At 50.6% G+C, this 19,209-nt stretch carries 15 protein-coding genes and 1 other RNA gene; 6 read left to right on the forward strand and 10 right to left on the reverse strand.

Features of this window, described 5'->3' with window-relative positions:
- Positions 1-140 precede the first annotated feature (140 nt).
- Positions 141-857, reverse strand: coding sequence for a 16S rRNA (uracil(1498)-N(3))-methyltransferase (locus tag ACJJH9_RS04585; RefSeq protein WP_444924465.1), 717 nt, complete (start codon positions 855-857; stop codon positions 141-143).
- A 55-nt stretch (positions 858-912) separates the two neighbouring features.
- Positions 913-1,764: a 6-carboxytetrahydropterin synthase gene (locus ACJJH9_RS04590; RefSeq protein WP_444924466.1), complete on the reverse strand. Its 852-nt coding sequence runs from the start codon at positions 1,762-1,764 to the stop codon at positions 913-915.
- Between the two features lie 129 nt (positions 1,765-1,893).
- Between ACJJH9_RS04590 and ffs the strand changes: the two genes are divergently transcribed.
- Both ffs and ACJJH9_RS04600 read left to right on the forward strand, forming a co-directional pair.
- Positions 1,894-1,991, forward strand: an RNA gene (gene ffs / locus ACJJH9_RS04595) — signal recognition particle sRNA small type.
- Positions 1,992-2,245: 254 nt separating this feature from the next.
- Positions 2,246-4,108 (forward strand): M2 family metallopeptidase, encoded by a 1,863-nt coding sequence (locus ACJJH9_RS04600; RefSeq protein WP_444885718.1) that lies wholly within the window; start codon positions 2,246-2,248, stop codon positions 4,106-4,108.
- A 69-nt stretch (positions 4,109-4,177) separates the two neighbouring features.
- Here the strand turns inward: ACJJH9_RS04600 and ACJJH9_RS04605 are convergent, their stop codons facing one another.
- The 6 genes from ACJJH9_RS04605 to purM form a co-directional block, all read right to left on the reverse strand.
- Positions 4,178-5,503: a YlbE family protein gene (locus ACJJH9_RS04605; protein WP_444924467.1), complete on the reverse strand. Its 1,326-nt coding sequence runs from the start codon at positions 5,501-5,503 to the stop codon at positions 4,178-4,180.
- A 2-nt stretch (positions 5,504-5,505) separates the two neighbouring features.
- Entirely contained in the window at positions 5,506-6,279 is a 774-nt protein-coding gene (locus tag ACJJH9_RS04610; protein WP_444924468.1) for a type IV pili methyl-accepting chemotaxis transducer N-terminal domain-containing protein, read from the reverse strand.
- A 459-nt stretch (positions 6,280-6,738) separates the two neighbouring features.
- Positions 6,739-8,118, reverse strand: a complete 1,380-nt coding sequence (locus ACJJH9_RS04615) for an OmpP1/FadL family transporter (RefSeq protein ID WP_444924469.1) — start codon at positions 8,116-8,118, stop codon at positions 6,739-6,741.
- A 247-nt stretch (positions 8,119-8,365) separates the two neighbouring features.
- Entirely contained in the window at positions 8,366-9,070 is a 705-nt protein-coding gene (locus ACJJH9_RS04620; RefSeq protein WP_444904135.1) for a DUF3108 domain-containing protein, read from the reverse strand.
- Between the two features lie 93 nt (positions 9,071-9,163).
- Positions 9,164-9,817, reverse strand: coding sequence for a phosphoribosylglycinamide formyltransferase (purN, locus tag ACJJH9_RS04625; RefSeq protein ID WP_444885713.1), 654 nt, complete (start codon positions 9,815-9,817; stop codon positions 9,164-9,166).
- Positions 9,817-10,878 carry a phosphoribosylformylglycinamidine cyclo-ligase gene (purM, locus tag ACJJH9_RS04630; RefSeq protein WP_444924470.1) on the reverse strand — a complete coding sequence of 354 codons (1,062 nt, stop codon included), beginning with the start codon at positions 10,876-10,878 and terminating at the stop codon, positions 9,817-9,819. Before purM ends, purN begins: the two co-directional genes overlap by 1 nt.
- Before the next feature lie 276 nt (positions 10,879-11,154).
- Here purM and ACJJH9_RS04635 point away from each other — a divergent pair, with 276 nt between their 5' ends.
- From ACJJH9_RS04635 to ACJJH9_RS04650, 4 genes are all read left to right on the forward strand, one after another.
- Positions 11,155-12,252, forward strand: coding sequence for a DUF2066 domain-containing protein (locus ACJJH9_RS04635; protein ID WP_444898800.1), 1,098 nt, complete (start codon positions 11,155-11,157; stop codon positions 12,250-12,252).
- A 1-nt stretch (position 12,253) separates the two neighbouring features.
- Positions 12,254-12,967, forward strand: a complete 714-nt coding sequence (gene hda, locus ACJJH9_RS04640) for a DnaA regulatory inactivator Hda (RefSeq protein ID WP_252085029.1) — start codon at positions 12,254-12,256, stop codon at positions 12,965-12,967.
- 275 nt (positions 12,968-13,242) lie between these two features.
- Positions 13,243-14,178 (forward strand): universal stress protein, encoded by a 936-nt coding sequence (locus tag ACJJH9_RS04645; RefSeq protein WP_444885710.1) that lies wholly within the window; start codon positions 13,243-13,245, stop codon positions 14,176-14,178.
- Positions 14,179-14,313: 135 nt separating this feature from the next.
- Positions 14,314-16,131 (forward strand): DUF885 domain-containing protein, encoded by a 1,818-nt coding sequence (locus ACJJH9_RS04650; RefSeq protein ID WP_444924471.1) that lies wholly within the window; start codon positions 14,314-14,316, stop codon positions 16,129-16,131.
- A gap of 85 nt (positions 16,132-16,216) precedes the next feature.
- On the opposite strand, the gene ACJJH9_RS04655 is transcribed toward ACJJH9_RS04650, so the two are convergent.
- Positions 16,217-18,094 (reverse strand): DUF885 domain-containing protein, encoded by a 1,878-nt coding sequence (locus ACJJH9_RS04655; protein WP_444924472.1) that lies wholly within the window; start codon positions 18,092-18,094, stop codon positions 16,217-16,219.
- A gap of 234 nt (positions 18,095-18,328) precedes the next feature.
- Entirely contained in the window at positions 18,329-18,910 is a 582-nt protein-coding gene (gene sodB / locus ACJJH9_RS04660) for a superoxide dismutase [Fe] (RefSeq protein ID WP_252085033.1), read from the reverse strand.
- Between the last annotated feature and the right edge of the window lie 299 nt (positions 18,911-19,209).

The following is a 19,209-nucleotide window of genomic DNA, read 5'->3' on the forward strand; positions in this document are numbered from 1 at the left end:
TTTGCGGTAAACAAGACCATATTGCCGTAGCTTTTTGAAAGCTTGGGGAGAGCGATATTAATGGCTTGTGAAATAAATATGAGAAGTATGGATCACATGCGCTGTGAAATTGGCATGTGATCACGACTCGAGACTTACACTTAACAGGAGGGGAAAAGTCGGCTAACCAGAACTGGTAGGGCTGTTTCCACTCGGAGAATTCGTGGGCCCAGGTGTACAGAGTGAAACCCCGCTTCTTTTAACTTCTCAACTTCGTAGGCAATAAACCCCCCTTCAGGACCAATTGCCAGGGTGCAGGCCTCTCCGATGTCTACTGGGCAAGCAGTGCCACCGACCGGGTGAGCAACCAGTTTTTGAGAGCCCTGACACAGCTCAGGTAGCTCATCTTCCACAAAAGGTTTAAAGCGTTTGCGCAATAGAATTTCTGGCATTTGTGTGTCGACGGCTTGCTCGAGCCCAAGCAGGCATTGTTCAAAAAGCTTTTCCTCTTCTAGCCATGGGGTTTGCCAATAAGACTTTTCCACCCGGTAGCTATTGATCAAGACCAGCTTTTTAACTCCCAGTGCGGTGACATGCTGGATAATGCGCTTCAGCATTTTGGGGCGTGGCAGCGCCAGGATCAGGGTGATGGGAGGAGGTGTTGGAGCGTTTTTACTTAGCTCCACCCGGAGCTCTACTTGCTGATCGGCGAGAGTAGTGATTTGCCCATAGCCGATATTTCCGTCCAGCAGACCTACGCGCAGTTGCTGACCGGGCTCGGCCCGGTGGACACTGACAATATGCTCTAGCCTACGGCCAGAGAGGCGGACGACATCAGGGCTGATAAAGTCCGTTTCTTGCAAAAGAATCAAATTCAAAATCAAGTCTCTTGAGACTATGGAGAATTGTTGGTTTTAGTGGCTTTTACAGGGGCTAGAGTTTAGCACTGGCAATGGCTCCTTTGCCGAGCCCCTCATAGGCGCGCACTTTGACTTCACTGCCGGGGTACTGTTCGGCAAGAGTCGTGGCGATATATTGAGCCAGCTGCTCAACAGTGGTATCGCAATCCAAAATTTCACAGGCGTTTGCGGGCAACTGCAAAGTGAAATCTCCCTGTTGGGCTCTATAGGCGAAGACCAGGCTATGTCCATTCTCTTTATTTTCTTCACGCAGGTCTTCACGGGTACCCAGGTAAATATCTTTCCAACGTTGAGACCACTTTTCTTCTAGCGATTTGTCTCTCTTTCCATTAACAAAAATTTGGATGCGAGAGCGGTGGCCGTGGGCAATACGTTGGCAATTGCCCTGATGTTTTTTCAGTCCGTGGCTGTAGTGGTAAAAGGCATCCTGAATTTGCTCGTCTTCAAAAGATAGCTTGAGCTGCTCAACACTGGCAGGGAAGGAGTTAGCCAGTTGCTGAACACTCCAGCGGGCAACACTTTCAGCATTGATGCTATCACTCTCTACCAGGGCGAATGCCTGTTCTGGTCCAGATACTGAAATCTGCTCGCCGCTTGCGAGTTGCCACTTGAGAGAGATATTGCCGTCTTGATGGGCTAGCGCCAGGCCAGGGGCGAGGATCGGAACCAGGAGGCGGTGATCCAGCTGATCATCTAGCCAGTGGCGCAATGTCTTTTTAACGATACCAAAATCGCAAACCATGCCCTGGTGATCGAGAGCCCCATCCAGGGCGGCATTCGCTAGCCAGGTTTCGCCCACTAAACCACGCTGGTGGTCCAGGTAGCTGAAATCAACATTGGTCAAATTATCGACAAACAGATGCATGGTTAACTCTTCAGAAGGGGATAAAGTAGTAGTCGCCTATTATAACCTGTTAATAGGGCTGGAACTTGCGCCTTTAACCCTCTATAATCGCGCCCTCTTCGGATGCACCGAAGATCGTTGTGGTGGCCCTTCCGGTCCCCTCGCAATGAGCAGCTGCGAACCCCGCCAGGCCCGGAAGGGAGCAACGGTAGCAGTGGTATCATGTGCCGAGGGTGTTGCTGGTTGGGCTGCCTCCTTAAACGCCTTCCTTTTCAAAGCTTTCCCTGATTCTTCGCCAGATGGCCTCTGAGGCTAATCGTCCCGCTGTCTGTTGGCAGCTGTACCCGATCACGCCGTATTTTTCCCCAGAAACCTTCGAATACGTGAGATTTTGTGTCGATCTGTAGCTAACTCATAAGCTTACCGTCGCTGCTAGCAGCTTGCTTATGCTATAAACGGCGACAGTTATAGCTAGACCCAATAACGATTATTTGAGGGGAAGATGAAGAAAGTTGCTCTTGCCATTGCCGCTGCAGTAGCGCTGTCTGCCTGTGACAGCAATCAGCAGTCACCAAAATCCATGGGGGTGGCTCAGGCTACCGCAGAAAGCCCAGCGGCCAAAAATGGCCCGCTGACTGCTGAGGATGCCAAGGCATTCCTCAATGATGCCCAGGCCCGCCTGGAGAAAATGGCTCAGGAAATGAGCCACGCCGCTTGGTTGGCATCCACTTATATCAATCTTGATTCGCAGTATGTAGAAGCCCTCGCTTCCGAGCGCTATACAACGATGGCTGTGGAGCTCGCTTCGGAAGCGGCAAAGTTTAATGACTTGGAGCTCGATCCAGATACCCGTCGCCAATTGACCATGCTGAAGCAGGGTTTGGTGTTCCCGGCGCCGAAAGATCCCGCTTTGACCGCTGAGCTGGCCCAGATCGGCTCGAAAATGCAGGGTATGTATGGTGCCGGTAAGTACTGTCGGGAAGAGGAAGGGGCTGAAAAGTGTTACACCCTGACCGAGATGGGTCAGGTTATGGCTAGCAACCGCGACCCAGAGCTGCTTAAGGATTTGTGGGTGGGCTGGCGTAAAGTTTCCCCTCCAATGAAGCCTCTGTATGAGCGTCAAGTGGAGATCGGCAATGCCGGCACTGAGGAGCTGGGTTACGATAACCTGAGTGTTTTCTGGCGCTCCAAGTACGATATGGAGCCAGATGCCTTCGCTGCCGATATGGATGCTCAGTGGGGCAAAGTGAAGCCTTTGTATGAGGCATTGCATTGCCATGTACGCGCCAAGCTAAATGATCACTACGGTGATGAGGTAGTACCTGCTCAGGGTAAAATCCCCGCACATCTGCTTGGTAATATGTGGGCTCAGGAGTGGGGCAATGTCTATGACCTGGTCAAAGACGATGACATGCAGGCACCCTATGACCTGACTCAGCTCGTTGTTGACTCGGGGATGAGTGAGCAGGATATGGTCAAGGCGGGTGAGAAGTTCTTTACTTCTCTCGGCTTCAAACCATTGCCCAAAACTTTCTGGGAGCGTTCTCAGTTCACGCAGCCCCGTGATCGCGATGTTGTCTGTCACGCCAGCGCCTGGAATATGGACGGCCAGGATGATATCCGCATCAAGATGTGTATTAACAAGACCGGAGAAGATCTGGTTACTATCCATCATGAACTGGGGCACAACTTCTATCAGCGCATTTATAAGGAGCAGCCCTTCCTCTATAAAGAGGGGGCCAACGATGGTTTCCACGAAGCTGTCGGCGATACCATTGCCCTGTCTATCACACCTAAGTACCTGAAGGAAATTGGCCTGATGGATGAGGTGCCGGATGAGAGTAAAGATATCGGTTATCTGATGCAGCAGGCGCTGGATAAAATTGCTTTCCTGCCTTTTGGTTTGCTGGTAGATAAGTGGCGCTGGCAGGTTTTCAATGGTGAGGTTCAGCCGGCTGATTACAATAAGGCTTGGTGGAAGCTGCGTGAGGAATATCAGGGTATCCAGGCCCCGGTAGAGCGCACAGAAGCGGACTTCGATCCGGGTGCCAAGTACCATATTCCCGGCAACACTCCTTATGCCCGCTATTTCCTTGCTCGCATTCAGCAGTTCCAGTTCCACCGTGCATTGTGTGAAGCTGCTGGCGAGACCGGGCCACTGCATCGCTGCTCTATTTATCAAAATGATGAAGCGGGCAAGAAATTGCGTACCATGTTGGCTATGGGTGCCAGTAAGCCTTGGCCGGATGCGATGGAAGCTTTGACTGGCCAGCGCGATCTGGATGCTTCTGCAATTATCGATTACTTCCAGCCTTTGATGGCATACTTGGAAGAGCAGAACAAGGGTCGTCAGTGCGGCTGGTAATTTGCTAACTTTGCGAGAAGTGGCCAAAAAAGGGGAGTGTTACTCCCCTTTTTTTGTGCTTAAAAAATGTCAGGGCTGCATTTGAGTTAAGGGGACTTCAACTTCAGAAAAGTCTACAGCGGCTTTAATAAAAGCCTCCATTGGAGGGTGAAGTGATCCAGTGCCGGCCATATAGCGATTCATATTTTTGTGTGCCAGGCCGGAGTTGATTGTTGGGGTTGTATTGGTCTTGACGATCTTTAATAGGTCGAATCCAAGCGGTGGCCCCCGATCATCAATACCTGGAGTTAAGAATGAATCACTCTCTGAGTGTGCAATGCTATACATCTTGAGAGTGTTGTCGATCGTGTCCAGGTTTGAACCGGATAGTGATTTCACAGTACCACCAAGCCCTACGGTTTCGGTTATTGCGCTGTCACCCATATCGCGGTTGACATCCGCAGGTGTAATTCCGGGCATCAAAAAACCGCGTCCAACACCGGCCAAGCCGGTAAACCATTTTTCACCGAGTCCTGATATCTTGATGCCGAACTCGGTACCATTACGCGCCATGGTTGTGATAATACTGCTATGTGGTATGCCATTACCCGCATCTGCAATTGCTTTACAGGTGGCCATAATGGCATTCAGGGAAAATGATTCATCTTGGTAAATCTGTGAGGCAATTTTCTCTATCCACTCTTTTTTAGGGCTGGCCTTGATAACACCAGGGAGGAGAATTCTGGAAAATATTAAAGTGGCAGCATTGGTCATTACATGGCAGTCATCGCCCATAAGTAGGCTTCTGCCGATGATTGGCAGGAAGTCAATCCCATCGACATCGACATCGGCAATGGCTTGATTGAGAACTGGGGCCACATTGTTCTCAACCCAGTGGAGGTAATCGATAGCGCTTTTTTCGTAAACGCCAAAGCGAATGGAGCTTCCACGAAAATCACCTCTATCATCACTGAGGTTGGAGTAAGTTCTATAGCCAGAGAGTTGGTCCTCAACAATATACACTGACATCGAAGAGGTAATAATGCCGGCCATTGGTCCAACGGCATTGTGATCATGGCAAGGCTCTAAATCCACCTCCCCTTTTTTCATCATCTCTATGGCGGCTTCTTTGTTTTTTGCGAGCCCTTCAAATAGGAGGCCGGCAATAATTGCCCCCTTTAAAGGGCCAGAGGCCTGGTTCCATGTGATTGGTGGGCCGGCGTGTAAAATCAGATTCTTGCGCATGCCGGGTATGTGATCCCCAGCTTTGCCAATCCCTATTAATATCGGCACGGACTGCTTCATACGTTTTATGGTTTCGTCATTAGCTTGTTGATTTAGGCCTCGGAATTTTGGCGTTGCCAGCTTTTCCAGAAGCTCCTCCATACTGGGCCTAAATTCAACATCTGTTTTCATGGCTATTCTCTTGAGTCCAGCAAGTTGGCATATTGCTTGGTAACGACATCCATATCGCGCAGCATCAAGTCTGTAGTGCCAGTAATTACTTGAATCTGACGCTGTTCAGATAGTTTCATTTCCCCTTCAAAGCCTCGGCTGGCATAACTGAGATGATCCTTGGCTTTGAGAAGGTTGCTGCTGATTTCAGGGGTGTTGAGTGTGCTCTCCAAAAGGCGGGTTAGGCGACTGGAGTACTCTGTAAGATCTTGTTGTAGCCCTTGCTCCGCTTCAGCTGGTAAGATGTCCCAAAGTTTAGCAGCATAATTCTTGCAAATTCTTTGAGAAAGCATTCGCTGCCGACCGGCAATATTGATTAGTTCGGCAGAGTTGTGATTGGCGAGTTGCTGTAATTTAACCACGTAGCTGTGCGTTTCTGTTAATAGCTTATTACTGCGCAGGAATAACTCGGTTGCTCCTTCCCTGGTTACCGGTTGCAGACTGAGTTGCTTAAAGGGTTGCCATTCGCTCTGTACTTTTTTTAGCTGATCTTTGATTTTTTCTGCAGCTGGGAACGTATTGAGTTTCTGATTGTTACGCTCGAATTCCTGCACTGATCGTTTCAATACTTTCTGGTGGCGTTGTGCTTCGGGTTGTATACCGTTTAGGATAAATGCTTGCGTAATTCTTTGAGATAGCATTCGTTGACGCCCTGCTATATTTATCGCCTCTCCTATGGTTAATGCTGCAACATCAAGGCTTACTATAAGTAGGAAAAATACTGCGGTTAACTTCATGTTTTGCTCTTTTGGTTTGACTTTTTAAGTTTGAGGTTTTGGGCTTGTCTGCTAGTTTTTTTGCTACCCCTTTTCAGACTTATTAGTGAGAGGGTTACCTTTCTTTTTTGGAGTCACTGTTGTCGCTTACTGTGGCATGTTACAAAAATTATCTAGAAGGCTGGTGTTCGCGATAAAGTCATTTTGTTTTTTTAAGTGAGCGTTATTAGTTTGTATGTTTTCAATAATGAATCGATTTTCGATGTTGTGTTGTTTTTCTAAATTGTTGAGGTGGCTATATAACAAATTACTTTCGATAGATATCTAACCACTAATTCTTAATATTGCTATTAAGTGGTATTGGTGCTGATGGGGTGAGGTGTTGGTGGGTCTAGAGGTGGTGGGGTGAGAGGTCGATAGGAGAATTAAAAAAGGCCCTACCGGGGTAGAGCCTTTTATTTGCCGAGAGGGCGAAATTACTTAGAAGCTGTAGTTTATACCTGCACTGAATAGCCAGGCCTCAGTCTTGGTGGTGCCGCCATCGTAGTATGCGAAAACAGCTCCAGGCTCTGAAACTTCCTGGATTCGCTCATCATCACCCCAGATGAAAGCGAAGCCAGCATCAACACTCAGGCGATCATTGTGAGTGTAGGTGCCGCCCAGGGTCAGCCATTGACGGTCGGTATCGGGGATAGACAGTGTGCGCCAAGTAATTGGTAAATCGAAGCCTGTCTCTTCTCTAATAACTTCCTCTTCGTGGCGATTGAAGCCGTCACGAGCTGCACCTTCGTCATGGGCGTAACCAAAGCGTACGGTTACATTGTCATTAAAGAAGTATTCGGCCGCAAGGCTGAAGCGGGAGCCGCTCTTAAAGTTTTCCTCTTTAAGTACTTTGGGGTCCCACTCGGCGCCGCCCGCTGGAACAAATGCGGCTAGGCGCTCGAAGCGATCCCAGTTAGTGTACATATAGCCAACAGCGATAGCCCAGTTGTTATCGTAACGATGGTATAGACCCAGCTCCAGGGTGTCGGGTAGGTTCAGGGTCAGGCTGCCGCTGGCATCATCAAAGGGATCTTCTGCGGGGGTAACATCCGAATTAACATCACCCTTTAGCTTGGGGTCGTACTTTGCGTGGTAAGAAATACCTGCGCGGGTGTTGTCACTAATGCGCCACAGGGCGCCGACTGTCCAGCTTACATCCCAGCCATCCCCTTTAACATCCAAGATAGTTGCATCGGCCAGAGCAGGAACAACATCGTAATCTGTGGGGAAGGTGGTTAATAATTCTGCTTCGGCGTAGAGGAAGTTAATAGATGCGCCGATACTAAAGGTGTCATTAATATCGTAAGCAACAGAGGGCTGGATATTAAGGGTCAACAAGTTGGTTTTGTTGGCGATGATGGTGCCGGGGAAGCTGTCGGGGAAATCAGTCTCAAGACCGAAATCTGTGTACATAGCTAAGCCCCAGGACCAATCGTCATTGATTGGTGCTGCCAGATACCCATTGGGGATAAAGGCGCTGGTGGCATAGTCACTAGCGTCAGCCACAGAAGAGCTAACGGCAACATATCTGCCAAGTTCAGGGACAAAAGCGTAGTTAGTAACTGTTCCGGCCACGTCGATTTCGGGGTCGACGTAGGTGAGGCCGCCAGTCAAAGTATAAGTATCAAATAGTGCAGAACCAGCCGGGTTACGGGCTAGGATGGAGGCATTATCACCGATAGTGTTTTCGGCAGCGAAGGCACGGCCAAGGCCGGATGCGCTGGTTTCCTGTAGGTAGAAGCCCGCGGCCATAGCGCCTTGGGAAACGGAGCCGATTGCTGCGGCTAAAACTGCATGTCGCAGGTATTTCTTATTCATGAGAGCCCATCTCTAAGTCTGCTGATTACTGAAAACCATAAGTAGCATTGGAAATGCTGGGATATGGAGGGAAGGCCATTAGATTTATATAGATGCCTTCCGTTTTCGTAGCAAATCCCTCGCTTTTAAACAGGTTAGGCAACAAGGAATTGCCTGAGCAAGGGAAAGGAGTCACTTTATAAAGAGAAAGGAGGCAAAAATCCATCAAATGTGAACATTTTTTTTGCCTCTGTAAAAAAATGGTAATTTATTGGCCAGCACCGACACTTTTGCCATTGATAGATAGCTTTTTCAAAGTAATTTGGTACTTTTTGCCATTCTCCTCACGTTGTACCAGCTTCACTAGGGCGTAGTTCCATTGAGGCGCAATCCAGACGGTCGTCTCTCTTTCTGAGTCCGCATCTCTAACCCGGCGTACCTTTATTGCTTCTACTTTTCCCATTGGTGTTTTTACTACTTCGGTGCCCTCTTTGGCGAAAGTGTACTTGCGAATCTTCTTACCATCGGCGACCTCATATTGGAGATTTTCTTTGCCTGCGGCGACATCCAGTGTTAGCTGCATTTGGTAGCTCAATTTATCCAGGATGTTTGGCGATACGTTTTCCATATCCCGTTCTGGGTTGGAGACGTTGAACACCATGCCTTTGTCGGGTTCGAAGCTGAGAACTGTACCGCGATCGCGGCCGAGTCCTTTGCGGCGATACTCATAGTGGTAGGGGGTAATATTGCCGTCCTGGCTGATAAAGCGGGAATATTCTTTAATACTGGCAAAAAGCGCAAAGGTATTAAAGTCCAGCCGCCAACTCCCTTCTTGCCCAGTAAGCTCACGAGTGGCTGTAACACTAATGCCGTTGTACCTTGCGGTATAAGTCGCCTTAAAGGGCTCCAATTGGCTGGCGAGTGATTGAGTGGAGAGAAGGAGAAAAAACAGAGAGGAGATAAAAATGCGCACGACAGAGCCTCGCAAAATCTGAACCTCTTTGAATACTAGCTGGCGCGACCCGCAAAGTACATTGCAATGCTGATCCCGCCAGCTTGGCTTTGCTTAACTATCGATTCTGGCGCCACTAAGAGGTAGAAGCTCGCCGTCCAGTTGCGAGCGGTCTGCCAGCATTTTTAGGCGCCCCTGGGCAAACCAGGTAACAGCCATGGGGTAAATGACGTGTTCCTGTACCTGAACCCGCTTTGCCAAAGATTCGGGAGTGTCCCCTTCCTTTATAGGTACGGCGGCTTGAACGATGGGTGGTCCGCCATCGAGCTCTTCGGTGACAAAATGAACGGTAACACCGTGCTCACTATCACCGGCTTCCAGAGCACGCTGATGGGTATGGAGCCCTTGATATTTTGGCAGTAAAGAGGGGTGAATATTGAGCAGGCGACCGCTGTAGTGGCGAACAAACTCGGGAGTGAGGATACGCATAAACCCGGCCAGGACAACCAAATCCGGCTGATGGCTGTCGATTTCTGCGATTAGCGCCTGGTCGAAGCTTTCTCTGCCGGAGAAGTTGCGATGGTCGACCACTGATGTGGGGACTCCGGCCTCGGTGGCGCGCTTGAGGCCGAAGGCCTCGGGCTTATTGCTGATTACTGTGCAGACGGAAAAGTCTGCCCCGGCATTTGCCGAGGCATCCAGGAGCGCCTGCAAGTTGCTGCCGCTACCGGAAATCAGCACGGCAACTTTGCATACTCCCTGTGACATTACAGGCCCGCCAGCTCTACGGCATCTGCGCCTGCCACAGCATCTTCGATTTTGCCCACGACGAAGGCGTCTTCACCTGCTTGCTTCAGGGTTTGCAGTGCTTGGTCGGCTTGTTCCGCAGGTACGCAAATTACCATACCGACACCACAGTTGAAGGTGCGGTACATTTCGCGGGCGTCGATGTTGCCTGCCTGTTGGAGCCAGCGGAACACTTCGGGCATCTCCCAGCTAGTGACGTCTACACGAGCAAGACAGCCTTCTGGGAGTACGCGGGGCAGGTTTTCCAGCAGGCCGCCGCCGGTGATGTGGCTGAGGGCATTTACCTGGACGCTCTTCATCAGTTGCAGCAGATTCTTAACATAGATGCGGGTGGGGGCCATCAATGCCTTGGCCAGCGTTTCGCTACCGCATTCCTGTTGTAAATCGGCGCCACTGACTTCGAGTACCTTTCGGATTAAAGAGTAGCCATTGGAGTGGGGGCCGCTGGAAGCGAGTCCAATGAGCACATCACCACTCTTTACTTTTTTGCCATCAATAATCTCGGATTTCTCCACGACCCCGGTGCAGAAACCGGCCAGATCGTAGTCGTCGCCTTCATACATGCCGGGCATTTCGGCGGTTTCGCCACCGACCAGGGCACAGCCTGCCAACTCACAGCCTATACCAATACCGGAGACAACCTCAGCGGCGATATCCACATTCAGCTTGCCAGTGGCATAGTAGTCGAGGAAGAAAAGTGGTTCGGCACCTGCTACCACCAAGTCATTGACACACATAGCAACCAGGTCGATACCAATGGTGTCGTGGATGCCCAGGTCCATCGCCAGGCGCAATTTGGTACCCACGCCATCGGTGCCGGAAACCAAGACTGGCTCTTTATAGCCGCTGGGGAGTTGGCAGAGAGCGCCAAAACCGCCCAGGCCTCCCATGACTTCCGGGCGGGAAGTGCGCTTGGCGACATGCTTGATACGCTCTACCAGGGCGTTACCCGCGTCGATATCGACACCGGCGTCTTTATAAGAGAGGGATGTTTCAGCGGATTGCGGCTTGGAATCGCTCATGATTCTTCCTGCAGTGGGTCTTCGAAGGGCGCGTATTCTAGCCGGGTCTTGGTCCGGTAGCCACGCCCAGTGGGCATCTCAATGAAGGAATCTGGTATTTATCTTCAGTTAAACGGCTAGAAACCCTCTAATAGTGAGAACTCGGGGCTGAGAGAAGTCGCCGACGCTGATACAATAGCCCCAATTTTTATCCCAGCCGTGGATTTTGGCGTCTTGCGCAATAACAACGATTTCGTGCAAGCTCACGGGTTGGAATGAGGTTTGGAGAAGAATCCTATGCACAAGCTGCTCCGGCAGGGATTGGTGTTGCAGTTTTTGGTCCTGTTGTTCGGTGCCCTAATTCTGCCAGTCCAGGCTCGAGTTATCTCGGACCTGTATGAAGTGGTCGAGGCTGTACCGAGCCGTGGGGCTACTGACCGCGCGAGTGCTGGCAGCCGGGGGCTGGAGCGGATATTTGTGCGTGTCACCGGAGACGCCGCAATTGGCAGTAATCCAAATTTGCAGCCTATCCTGAAGAAAGCTCAGCATTTCCTAGAAGGTTACCGCTACACCAGCGAAGATAATCAGCTCTACCTTCATCTCTCTTTCGATCCCCAAGCTATTTCCAGGCAAATCCATCAGTTGGGTTTGCCGATGTGGCCCAATAATCGCCCCGGCACTCTGGTGTGGCTGGCTGTGGATACCCTAAAGGAAGGGCGCAGTATCCTCAGGGAAGAAGATGCCCCGGAGCTCTTTTCGGTATTGGATGCTATGGCTGTGGAGCGCGGTGTGCCATTGGATTTCCCGGTGATGGACCTCAATGACCAGCACAATATGCCTCTTGGTGACCTTTGGGCTCAGAGTGAACAGGCCGCAGAGCGCGCTGGTTTACGCTACAGACCGGATGCCACTTTGATGGGGCGCTTGCTTCAGGCGTCGGGACGCCGCTGGCAGGCTGATTGGTTATTACTGCACGGTGGTCGCAGTTATGCCTTTGATAGCAATGGTGGCTCTTTGGAAGAGGTTGCACTGCGCGGTGTTAATCAGATGGCTAACTTGCTTGCCCAACGCTATGCCGTGCGCCCCGGTATTGAGGATGCCCAACAGGGCTCAATTTTTGTGGAGTTATCTGGCGTGGATAGCTTTGCCGATTACGCAGAGGCCTCGGCCTATTTACAGGGACTGGCGCAGGTGAGCAGTGCAAATCTCCTTTCTGTGGAGGGAGATCGGATGCGCTTGGCATTGAGTGCCACCGTAGGCCTACGCAATTTGCGCGATACCCTGGCGTTAAATCATAAGTTGCGAGCACATGGGGACGAGGATGCCATTGAGTTGAATGGGCACCGTGCACCTTTGGGCAGCGCTGATAATCCGTTGCGCTATCGTTGGGATTGAGATGAGTATTCCGCAACAGTTGCCGCTGGGAGTATCCCTGCGAGACGATGCTACCTTCGATAACTTTTATCTGTCGGAGTCGGACCCCAACCGCCAAGTTGTAGCTCTGCTGCAGTCATTTGCCAGTGGGCAAAATCCCGAAGCGGTGATTTACATCTGGGGGGATGCAGGAAGTGGTGTTAGCCACTTGCTGCAATCTGCTTGTCAGAGTGCCGAGGCCAATGGTCGCAGTTTCCAATATATTCCTATGGCTGAATTGATGGCCATGGACCCGGTTGTACTGCTCGACGGCCTCGAGCAGTTGGATCTGGTGTGTATTGATGATCTGCACTTGTTAGAGGGGCAGCCCGAGTGGCAGACGGCGATGTTCCATTTATACAACCGGGTCAGAGACAGCGGTAGGCAGTTATTATTAGGGGCGCGAAAATCTCCGCGGGGGATGGATATCTCCTTGGCTGATTTGTTGTCGCGCCTGCAGTGGTCGCTGGTATTCCAGTTACAGCCAATGAATGATCGCGACAAAGTGGCGGCCTTGCGCAGGCGTAGCCGCCTGCGCGGCTTCGATCTGCCCGAAGACGTGGCACAGTACATTTTGCACCGAGCGCCAAGGGATACTCGCGCACTGTTCCTGCTGTTAGAGCAGTTAGATAGGGCCTCCCTGATGGCACAGCGTAAAATTACCATCCCCTTTGTAAAGCAGGTGCTGGATATCTAGGGTATCCAATTTGCCCCTAAGCCTAACTCAGTAGTTGACCTAGGAGACTGTCAAAGAGTTCTGGGTCATCTGCCGCCGCCCCTTCTATAACCCCCCCTTTGCTTCCTCTTTTGTTCCCAGGTTTGTATTCAATCTGGTGGTGACTAGAGCTGCACTTCTATTCTTCTTCTGTGAATTGGCTTTCATCGACCATATTAAATGGTGGTGGCCGCAGGGGCTGCATGGTGGTCTCCGTCTGCTTTTACCTCCAATGCCCTCAGTTTGAGGAAATTGTTATGCCGAATATTCATAAAGTCCTCTATGTGAGCCATGCTGCTGAAGATGAGTCCAGTGGGTTGTTACAGGCTTTTGCCATAGCCCGCAATAATCATGCGGAGATTAAGGTGCTGCTGGTTTGCCCAGCGGTACCGGCGGGGTTTGAGGACTTTAGTAGCTTCTGTGTTAAGGCAATGCTGGAACGTGTAAATGAAGGAATTGCCGCAGCTCGAGAGCGTATGAAGCTGTCGAAAGAGCAGGTGAATATAGAGATCGAATCTGACTGTGGTCCACGCCCTGCAGAGAGAGTTATTCGCCGCGTACTTAGCGAAGGTTACGATCTGGTAATTAAAAATGTGGAGGGGCTGAGCCAGCTCAAGGGCTTCAAAGCCATTGATATGGAGTTATTACGCAAGTGCCCCTGCCCAGTGTGGCTGTGTCGTCCCATAGAGCGTGCGCACACTGAGATAAGGGTGGCCGTGGCGATTGACCCCGAGTGTGATGAGGGGAGTACTTACGATCTGGCTATCCGCTTACTACGTTGGGCGCGGGTATTGGCGGATAGTTGTAACGGTATTTTGCACGTTGTTTCCTGCTGGGACTATGACGTTGATGAGTTCTTGCGTCGTCACTTCCCTATCAGCGCCTCTGAAGAGGAGCTGGATCAGGCTACAGAAGCGGCTCGATCTCAACACCGCTCAAAATTGGATGTACTTATTCGGGCTGCGGGTATCGGCGGGGATATTCAAGTTCACCATGTCATTGCTCACCCAGATAGCTATATTCCACTGCTGATCGATGAGGAGGAGCTGGATCTCCTCATCATGGGTACTGTGGGCCGTGCGGGTATACCCGGTTTTATTATGGGAAACACTGCCGAGAATATTTTGCAAAAGGTGAGTTGCTCTCTGCTTGCGTTAAAGCCCAGTGATTTTGTTTCTCCCATCAAGATATAGCGCTTAATATGGGTGTGCGGTGTGTCGGCAGTATAATTTTTTCTATGACCTAGCTGGCCATGACTCACTCAGGGTAGGGCCGTCATGGGGCGGAGAGGAGTTAGAACCGCAATATCTATATTAGGAGAATAAAAAATGATTAAAACGTTGGCCAAATGGCTTGGCGGTATTTTGTTATTGGGGGTTGCGGCGGTTTCTGTTGTTGCGGTCAACGCGATCTATTTTAAACCCTGGTCAATAGATGTGTACTTTGAGCGGGCCTTTTTCAAGCTCGGCAGTACCAGTCCAGAAATTCTCTCCCAGTTGCGATTGCTCGAGCAGTTTGGAATCGATGGGCACAATGCCCATCTTGATGACGCTTCTGAGGCTGAACAGCAGCGTCAGATGCAGATGATTAAGGATGAGCTTGCCGTTCTGAAGGAGTACGATCGTGCAGGTATGGATGGCCAGCAAGCGATCTCTTACGATGTATTTGCCTACTTTCTTGGCAATATGGTGGAGGGGGAGCGCTGGAAACACCACAATTATCCGCTTAACCAAATGTTTGGAGTGCAAAACAGCCTGCCGGAGTTTCTTGCGGAAGTGCACCAGATTCATAATGTCAAAGAAGCGGATTATTACCTTTCCCGCCTGAGTGAGGTTGACCGCAAATTTTCACAGGTGCTTGATGGTCTAAAAATCCGTGAGCAAAAAAACATCCTGCCTCCCCGCTTTGTTATCGACAGCGTGCTGGAAGAGATGCAAGATTTTATAGCGGTACCGGCCCATGAGAATATTCTTTATACCTCCCTTGAAGAACGCCTAAATAAAGTTGAAGGTCTGGCCGATGGGGAGCGGGTGCGTATCCTTGCTCAGGGAGAGGCCTTGATTGATGCAGAAGTATATCCTGCATATAAGAATCTGATTGCTTACTATCGTGAGTTACAGCCCAAGGTTTTCGAAAATAATGGTGTTTGGGCGCTTCCTGATGGGGAGGCGTTTTACGCGTACCAGGTTCGTAGCCACACCACAACAAATTTGTCCCCCGAGGAGTTGCACCGAGTTGGTATTGAAGAGGTGGCAAGAATAGAGGGGGAGATGAATCGTATTTTCTCTTCAATTGGGCAGGATAGCGGCAGTATCAGCGCCCGCTTTTCTGTGATTAACAATGATCCCCAGTTTTTATACGAAGATTCGGATGCAGGGCGCGAGCGCATAGTTGCCGACTACCAAGCGATGATCGATGAGATTAATGCTGGGCTAGGAGATTATTTCGATGTGAAGCCGGCGATGGGGGTTGAAGTACGACGGGTACCGGAATTTAAAGAGCAGGGCGCACCGGGGGCTTACTACAACCCTCCGGCTATGGATGGCTCCCGTCCGGGGGTTTTCTATGCAAACCTGCGTGATGTTCATGAAACCAAGAAATTTGGTATGCGCACGCTGGCCTATCACGAAGCGGTTCCCGGCCACCACTTCCAGTTGGCGATTGCTCAGGAGCTAAAAGGTGTGCCCACTTTCCGCAAATTGGGCTTGTTTACGGCTTACGCCGAGGGGTGGGCACTTTATTCTGAGCAGGTTGCCAAGGAAGCGGGCTTTCAGGAAAACCCCTACGATGATCTTGGCCGTTTGCAGGCCGAGATGTTCCGTGCAGTGCGTTTGGTGGTGGATACCGGTATGCACTACAAGCGCTGGAGTCGTGAAGAAGCCATCGAATATATGGTGGAAAAAACTGGCATGACCGAAACCGAAGTGACCACAGAAATCGAGCGTTACCTGGTAATGCCTGGGCAGGCACTGGCTTACAAGGCTGGAATGTTAAAAATTCTGCAGTTGCGTGATCGGGCTCAGGCGGAGCTGGGCGAGACGTTTGATATTCGCCAGTTTCACAATGTGGTGCTGACCAACGGCGCTTTGCCATTGGCAATCTTGGAGCGCCAAGTGGATGACTGGATTACAATTAAAAAAGGATAAAGTATTTTTTAATTCCTTTAGATAGTTGCAAAAAAGGCCACTCTGAGAGTGGCCTTTTTTATTGTGTGCTATTTACCCGGTGAAGTTAGCTCTTAGATTTAATGCTTGCAACCCAACCGTCTACCAGTTCTTCGAGAACATTTAGTGGTACCGCACCGTTAGCCAAAATGGTGTCGTGGAAGCCGCGCACATCAAATTGATCACCCAGCTCGGCTTTGGCTTTCTCTCGCAGCTCAATAATTTTCAGCATACCGATTTTGTAAGCCGTTGCCTGACCAGGCAACACAATGTAACGCTCGATGGCTTTAACCACATCGCCTTTCGGGTTTGGTGTATTTTCAACCAGATAATCGATAGCCTGTTCGCGAGTCCACTTTTTGGCATGAAGTCCGGTGTCTACTACCAGGCGACCTGCACGCCACAGCTCCATTGCCAGGCGGCCAAAGTCTGAGTAGGGGTCTTCATAGAAGCCCAGCTCTTTCGGTACTAACTCTGAATAGAGGCCCCAGCCTTCGGTGTAGGCGGTGTAACCGCCGTACTTACGGAATTTGGGGATATCCTGAAGCTCTTGTGCGATAGAGAGCTGCATATGGTGACCGGGGATGCCCTCGTGGTAAGCCAGTGCTTCCATTTGGTAAGTGGGCATATCTTCCATGTTATACAGGTTGGCGTAGTAAATACCTGGGCGCGAGCCATCGGGCGCCGGGCGCTGATAGAAAGCTTTACCTGCGGATTTTTCGCGGAAAGGTTCCACAGCTCGTACATCCAGGTCGGCTTTGGGCTTAGTGATAAACAGCTCGTCCAGGCGGCCCTTCATAGTGTCGATAATGGCGGTAGCCTTCTCCAGGTATTCCGCTTTACCTTCCTCAGAAGTGGGGTAGTAGAACTGCTTGTCGGTACGCATGAACTCGAAGAATTCTTGCAGGTTACCCTCAAACTTCACTTTGCGCATAATCTCGCGCATTTCATCGTGAATCCGCGCAACTTCCTTGAGGCCAGTCTGGTGGATCTCATCGGCTGTCATATCGGTGGTGGTGTATACACCCAAGCGGAACTTGTAGAAGTCATCACCGTTGGCCAGTTTCCAGGCGCCGTCATCGGTAGTGGCTTTCTTTTCCAGTTCCTGTAAGTAGCTGATCAGTTTTTTGTACGCCGGGCCAGCGCTCTCTTGCAGGGCGGTGCTGGCTTTATCGATCAGTGCTTTTTTCTGTTCGGCGCTGATTTCCAGCTTTTCGACTTTACCTTTGAAGTCAGCAAAAAGCGGACTGTCTTTCTCACCTTCAAAAGGTGCGCCGCTGATCAGGTTTTGTGAGTCGCTGATCACATAGGGGAAGACAAACTTCGGCACAATAGTACCGGCCTTGGCGTTGGCTTTCAGGTTCTCTTCCAGTTGGGCAAAGTATTGGGGCATGCCGTTCAGTCGGGCGATGTAAGCCTCGGCATCACTCACTGCATCGATACGATGCTGGCTGATCAGCAGGGATGCCGCACTGGTATGGGTGGCATACATCTGGTTGACCGGGTAGTAGTGGTTACGCCACTTGTAGCCTTCAATGTCTTGCTCAAGATTGCGCTTGGCAAGACGCAGGCTCAGGCGAGTGGCTTCATCCAAAGTATTGGGGTCAACCTTATTCAGCTCGGCGAGCTGGCGCTTGTTGATTTCCAGTGTTTCTTTGGCGAATTCTGGGGAGAGATTATCCCACTTATCGTAATCTTCTTTTTTGCCCAGGAAGGTTTTGAACTCTGGACTGCGAGACAGATGCTCCTGGAAGAAGTCCTCGAACATCTGGTTTACCTGCTTGATGGCCTCTTGGCTCACCTTGGCAGTGCTGTCTTGAATGGACTTGCTTTCCGCGGTGACGGAGGCAGCATTCTGCTGTGCAGCTTCGGGGGCGCCGCGGTCACAGCCACTGATAACCAGCGCGCTAATGGCAGCTGCGATCAGGGTTGGTTTCAACTTCATAAGCATATTCCCAGTGTTCGGATAATCATTGCTATATTGTGCCACTTGGGTGGCATTCTTTAGGTTTTTGAGCCAATTCTGGCCGCGCTTAACGTGGCGAGAACAGCGCACTCCAGAGGGTATTGTGCGCACTAGATGGGTCTTTGACTAGGGGCAGTATTCTGAAGCCATGTTGGGAGTGATTTCCTCCCATAAAAAAAGCGGGCACTGCCCGCTTTTTAGGTAATTCCGTGATTAGGCGAAATTCTGGTTTACAAATTCCCAGTTCACCAGCGCCCAGAAAGCTTCCATGTACTTAGGACGCAGGTTGCGGTAATCGATGTAGTAAGCGTGTTCCCATACGTCGCAGGTCAGCAGTGGGGTAACGCCTTCATCAGTCAGCGGAGTGGCTGCGTTGGAAGTGTTGACGATAGCTACTGAACCATCGGCTTTTTTCACCAGCCAGGTCCAGCCAGAGCCAAAGTTGTTTACCGCGCTGGTGGTGAACTCTTCCTTGAACTTGTCAAAGCTGCCGAATGCTGCGGTGATAGCTTCTGCAACAGCGCCAGTGGCTTCGCCGCCGCCGTTGGGGCTCAGGCAGTTCCAGTAGAAAGTGTGGTTCCATACTTGTGCGGCATTGTTAAATACACCACCGGAAGAGGATTTGATCACTTCTTCCAGGGATTTATCGGCGTCAGCAGTGCCTTCCAGCAGACCATTCAGCTTGTCAACGTAAGTCTTGTGGTGTTTACCGTAGTGGTACTCCAGAGTCTCTTCAGAGATATGGGGGGCCAGGGCATTCATCGCGTAGGGGAGTTCGGGCAATTCGAAAGCCATGGTGTCTTCCTTCCTTTGTTTAGGGTTATTGGTGAGAGCATTCTACACGCGCCGTATGCCAGAATTAAGCCGGCGCAGTAGAATAGGGGATTTTGGGACGTTTTCCTCGAACTCAAGGGGTGGTGTTTGATGACACCAATGTTTTGCTGTCGTCTATTCTTACTTATGGCCGATTACTTTTTCGTCAATTTTTGGTATAACTGCCGCATAATTCGACGAATCTGTCCCGGCTTGATTGTCTCTAAGTAATGAATTTAGCGGTGCCGGGCGGGACAATCCCGAACTGACCAGTACCGAAC

The sequence above is a fragment of the Microbulbifer mixtoriginis (SeqCode) genome (assembly GCF_052466715.1).

Bases quoted from the DNA above. Each gene is read 5' to 3' on its own strand.
- ACJJH9_RS04605 (WP_444924467.1), bottom strand. From the start codon at position 5,503: ATGAAAACAGATGTTGAATTTAGGCCCAGTATGGAGGAGCTTCTGGAA.
- ACJJH9_RS04645 (WP_444885710.1), top strand. From the start codon at position 13,243: ATGCCGAATATTCATAAAGTCCTCTATGTGAGCCATGCTGCTGAAGAT.
- ACJJH9_RS04590 (WP_444924466.1), bottom strand. From the start codon at position 1,764: ATGCATCTGTTTGTCGATAATTTGACCAATGTTGATTTCAGCTACCTG.
- sodB (WP_252085033.1), bottom strand. From the start codon at position 18,910: ATGGCTTTCGAATTGCCCGAACTCCCCTACGCGATGAATGCCCTGGCC.
- ACJJH9_RS04650 (WP_444924471.1), top strand. From the start codon at position 14,314: ATGATTAAAACGTTGGCCAAATGGCTTGGCGGTATTTTGTTATTGGGG.
- ACJJH9_RS04635 (WP_444898800.1), top strand. From the start codon at position 11,155: ATGCACAAGCTGCTCCGGCAGGGATTGGTGTTGCAGTTTTTGGTCCTG.
- ACJJH9_RS04600 (WP_444885718.1), top strand. From the start codon at position 2,246: ATGAAGAAAGTTGCTCTTGCCATTGCCGCTGCAGTAGCGCTGTCTGCC.
- purM (WP_444924470.1), bottom strand. From the start codon at position 10,878: ATGAGCGATTCCAAGCCGCAATCCGCTGAAACATCCCTCTCTTATAAA.
- hda (WP_252085029.1), top strand. From the start codon at position 12,254: ATGAGTATTCCGCAACAGTTGCCGCTGGGAGTATCCCTGCGAGACGAT.
- ACJJH9_RS04615 (WP_444924469.1), bottom strand. From the start codon at position 8,118: ATGAATAAGAAATACCTGCGACATGCAGTTTTAGCCGCAGCAATCGGC.
- ACJJH9_RS04655 (WP_444924472.1), bottom strand. From the start codon at position 18,094: ATGAAGTTGAAACCAACCCTGATCGCAGCTGCCATTAGCGCGCTGGTT.
- ACJJH9_RS04610 (WP_444924468.1), bottom strand. From the start codon at position 6,279: ATGAAGTTAACCGCAGTATTTTTCCTACTTATAGTAAGCCTTGATGTT.
- purN (WP_444885713.1), bottom strand. From the start codon at position 9,817: ATGTCACAGGGAGTATGCAAAGTTGCCGTGCTGATTTCCGGTAGCGGC.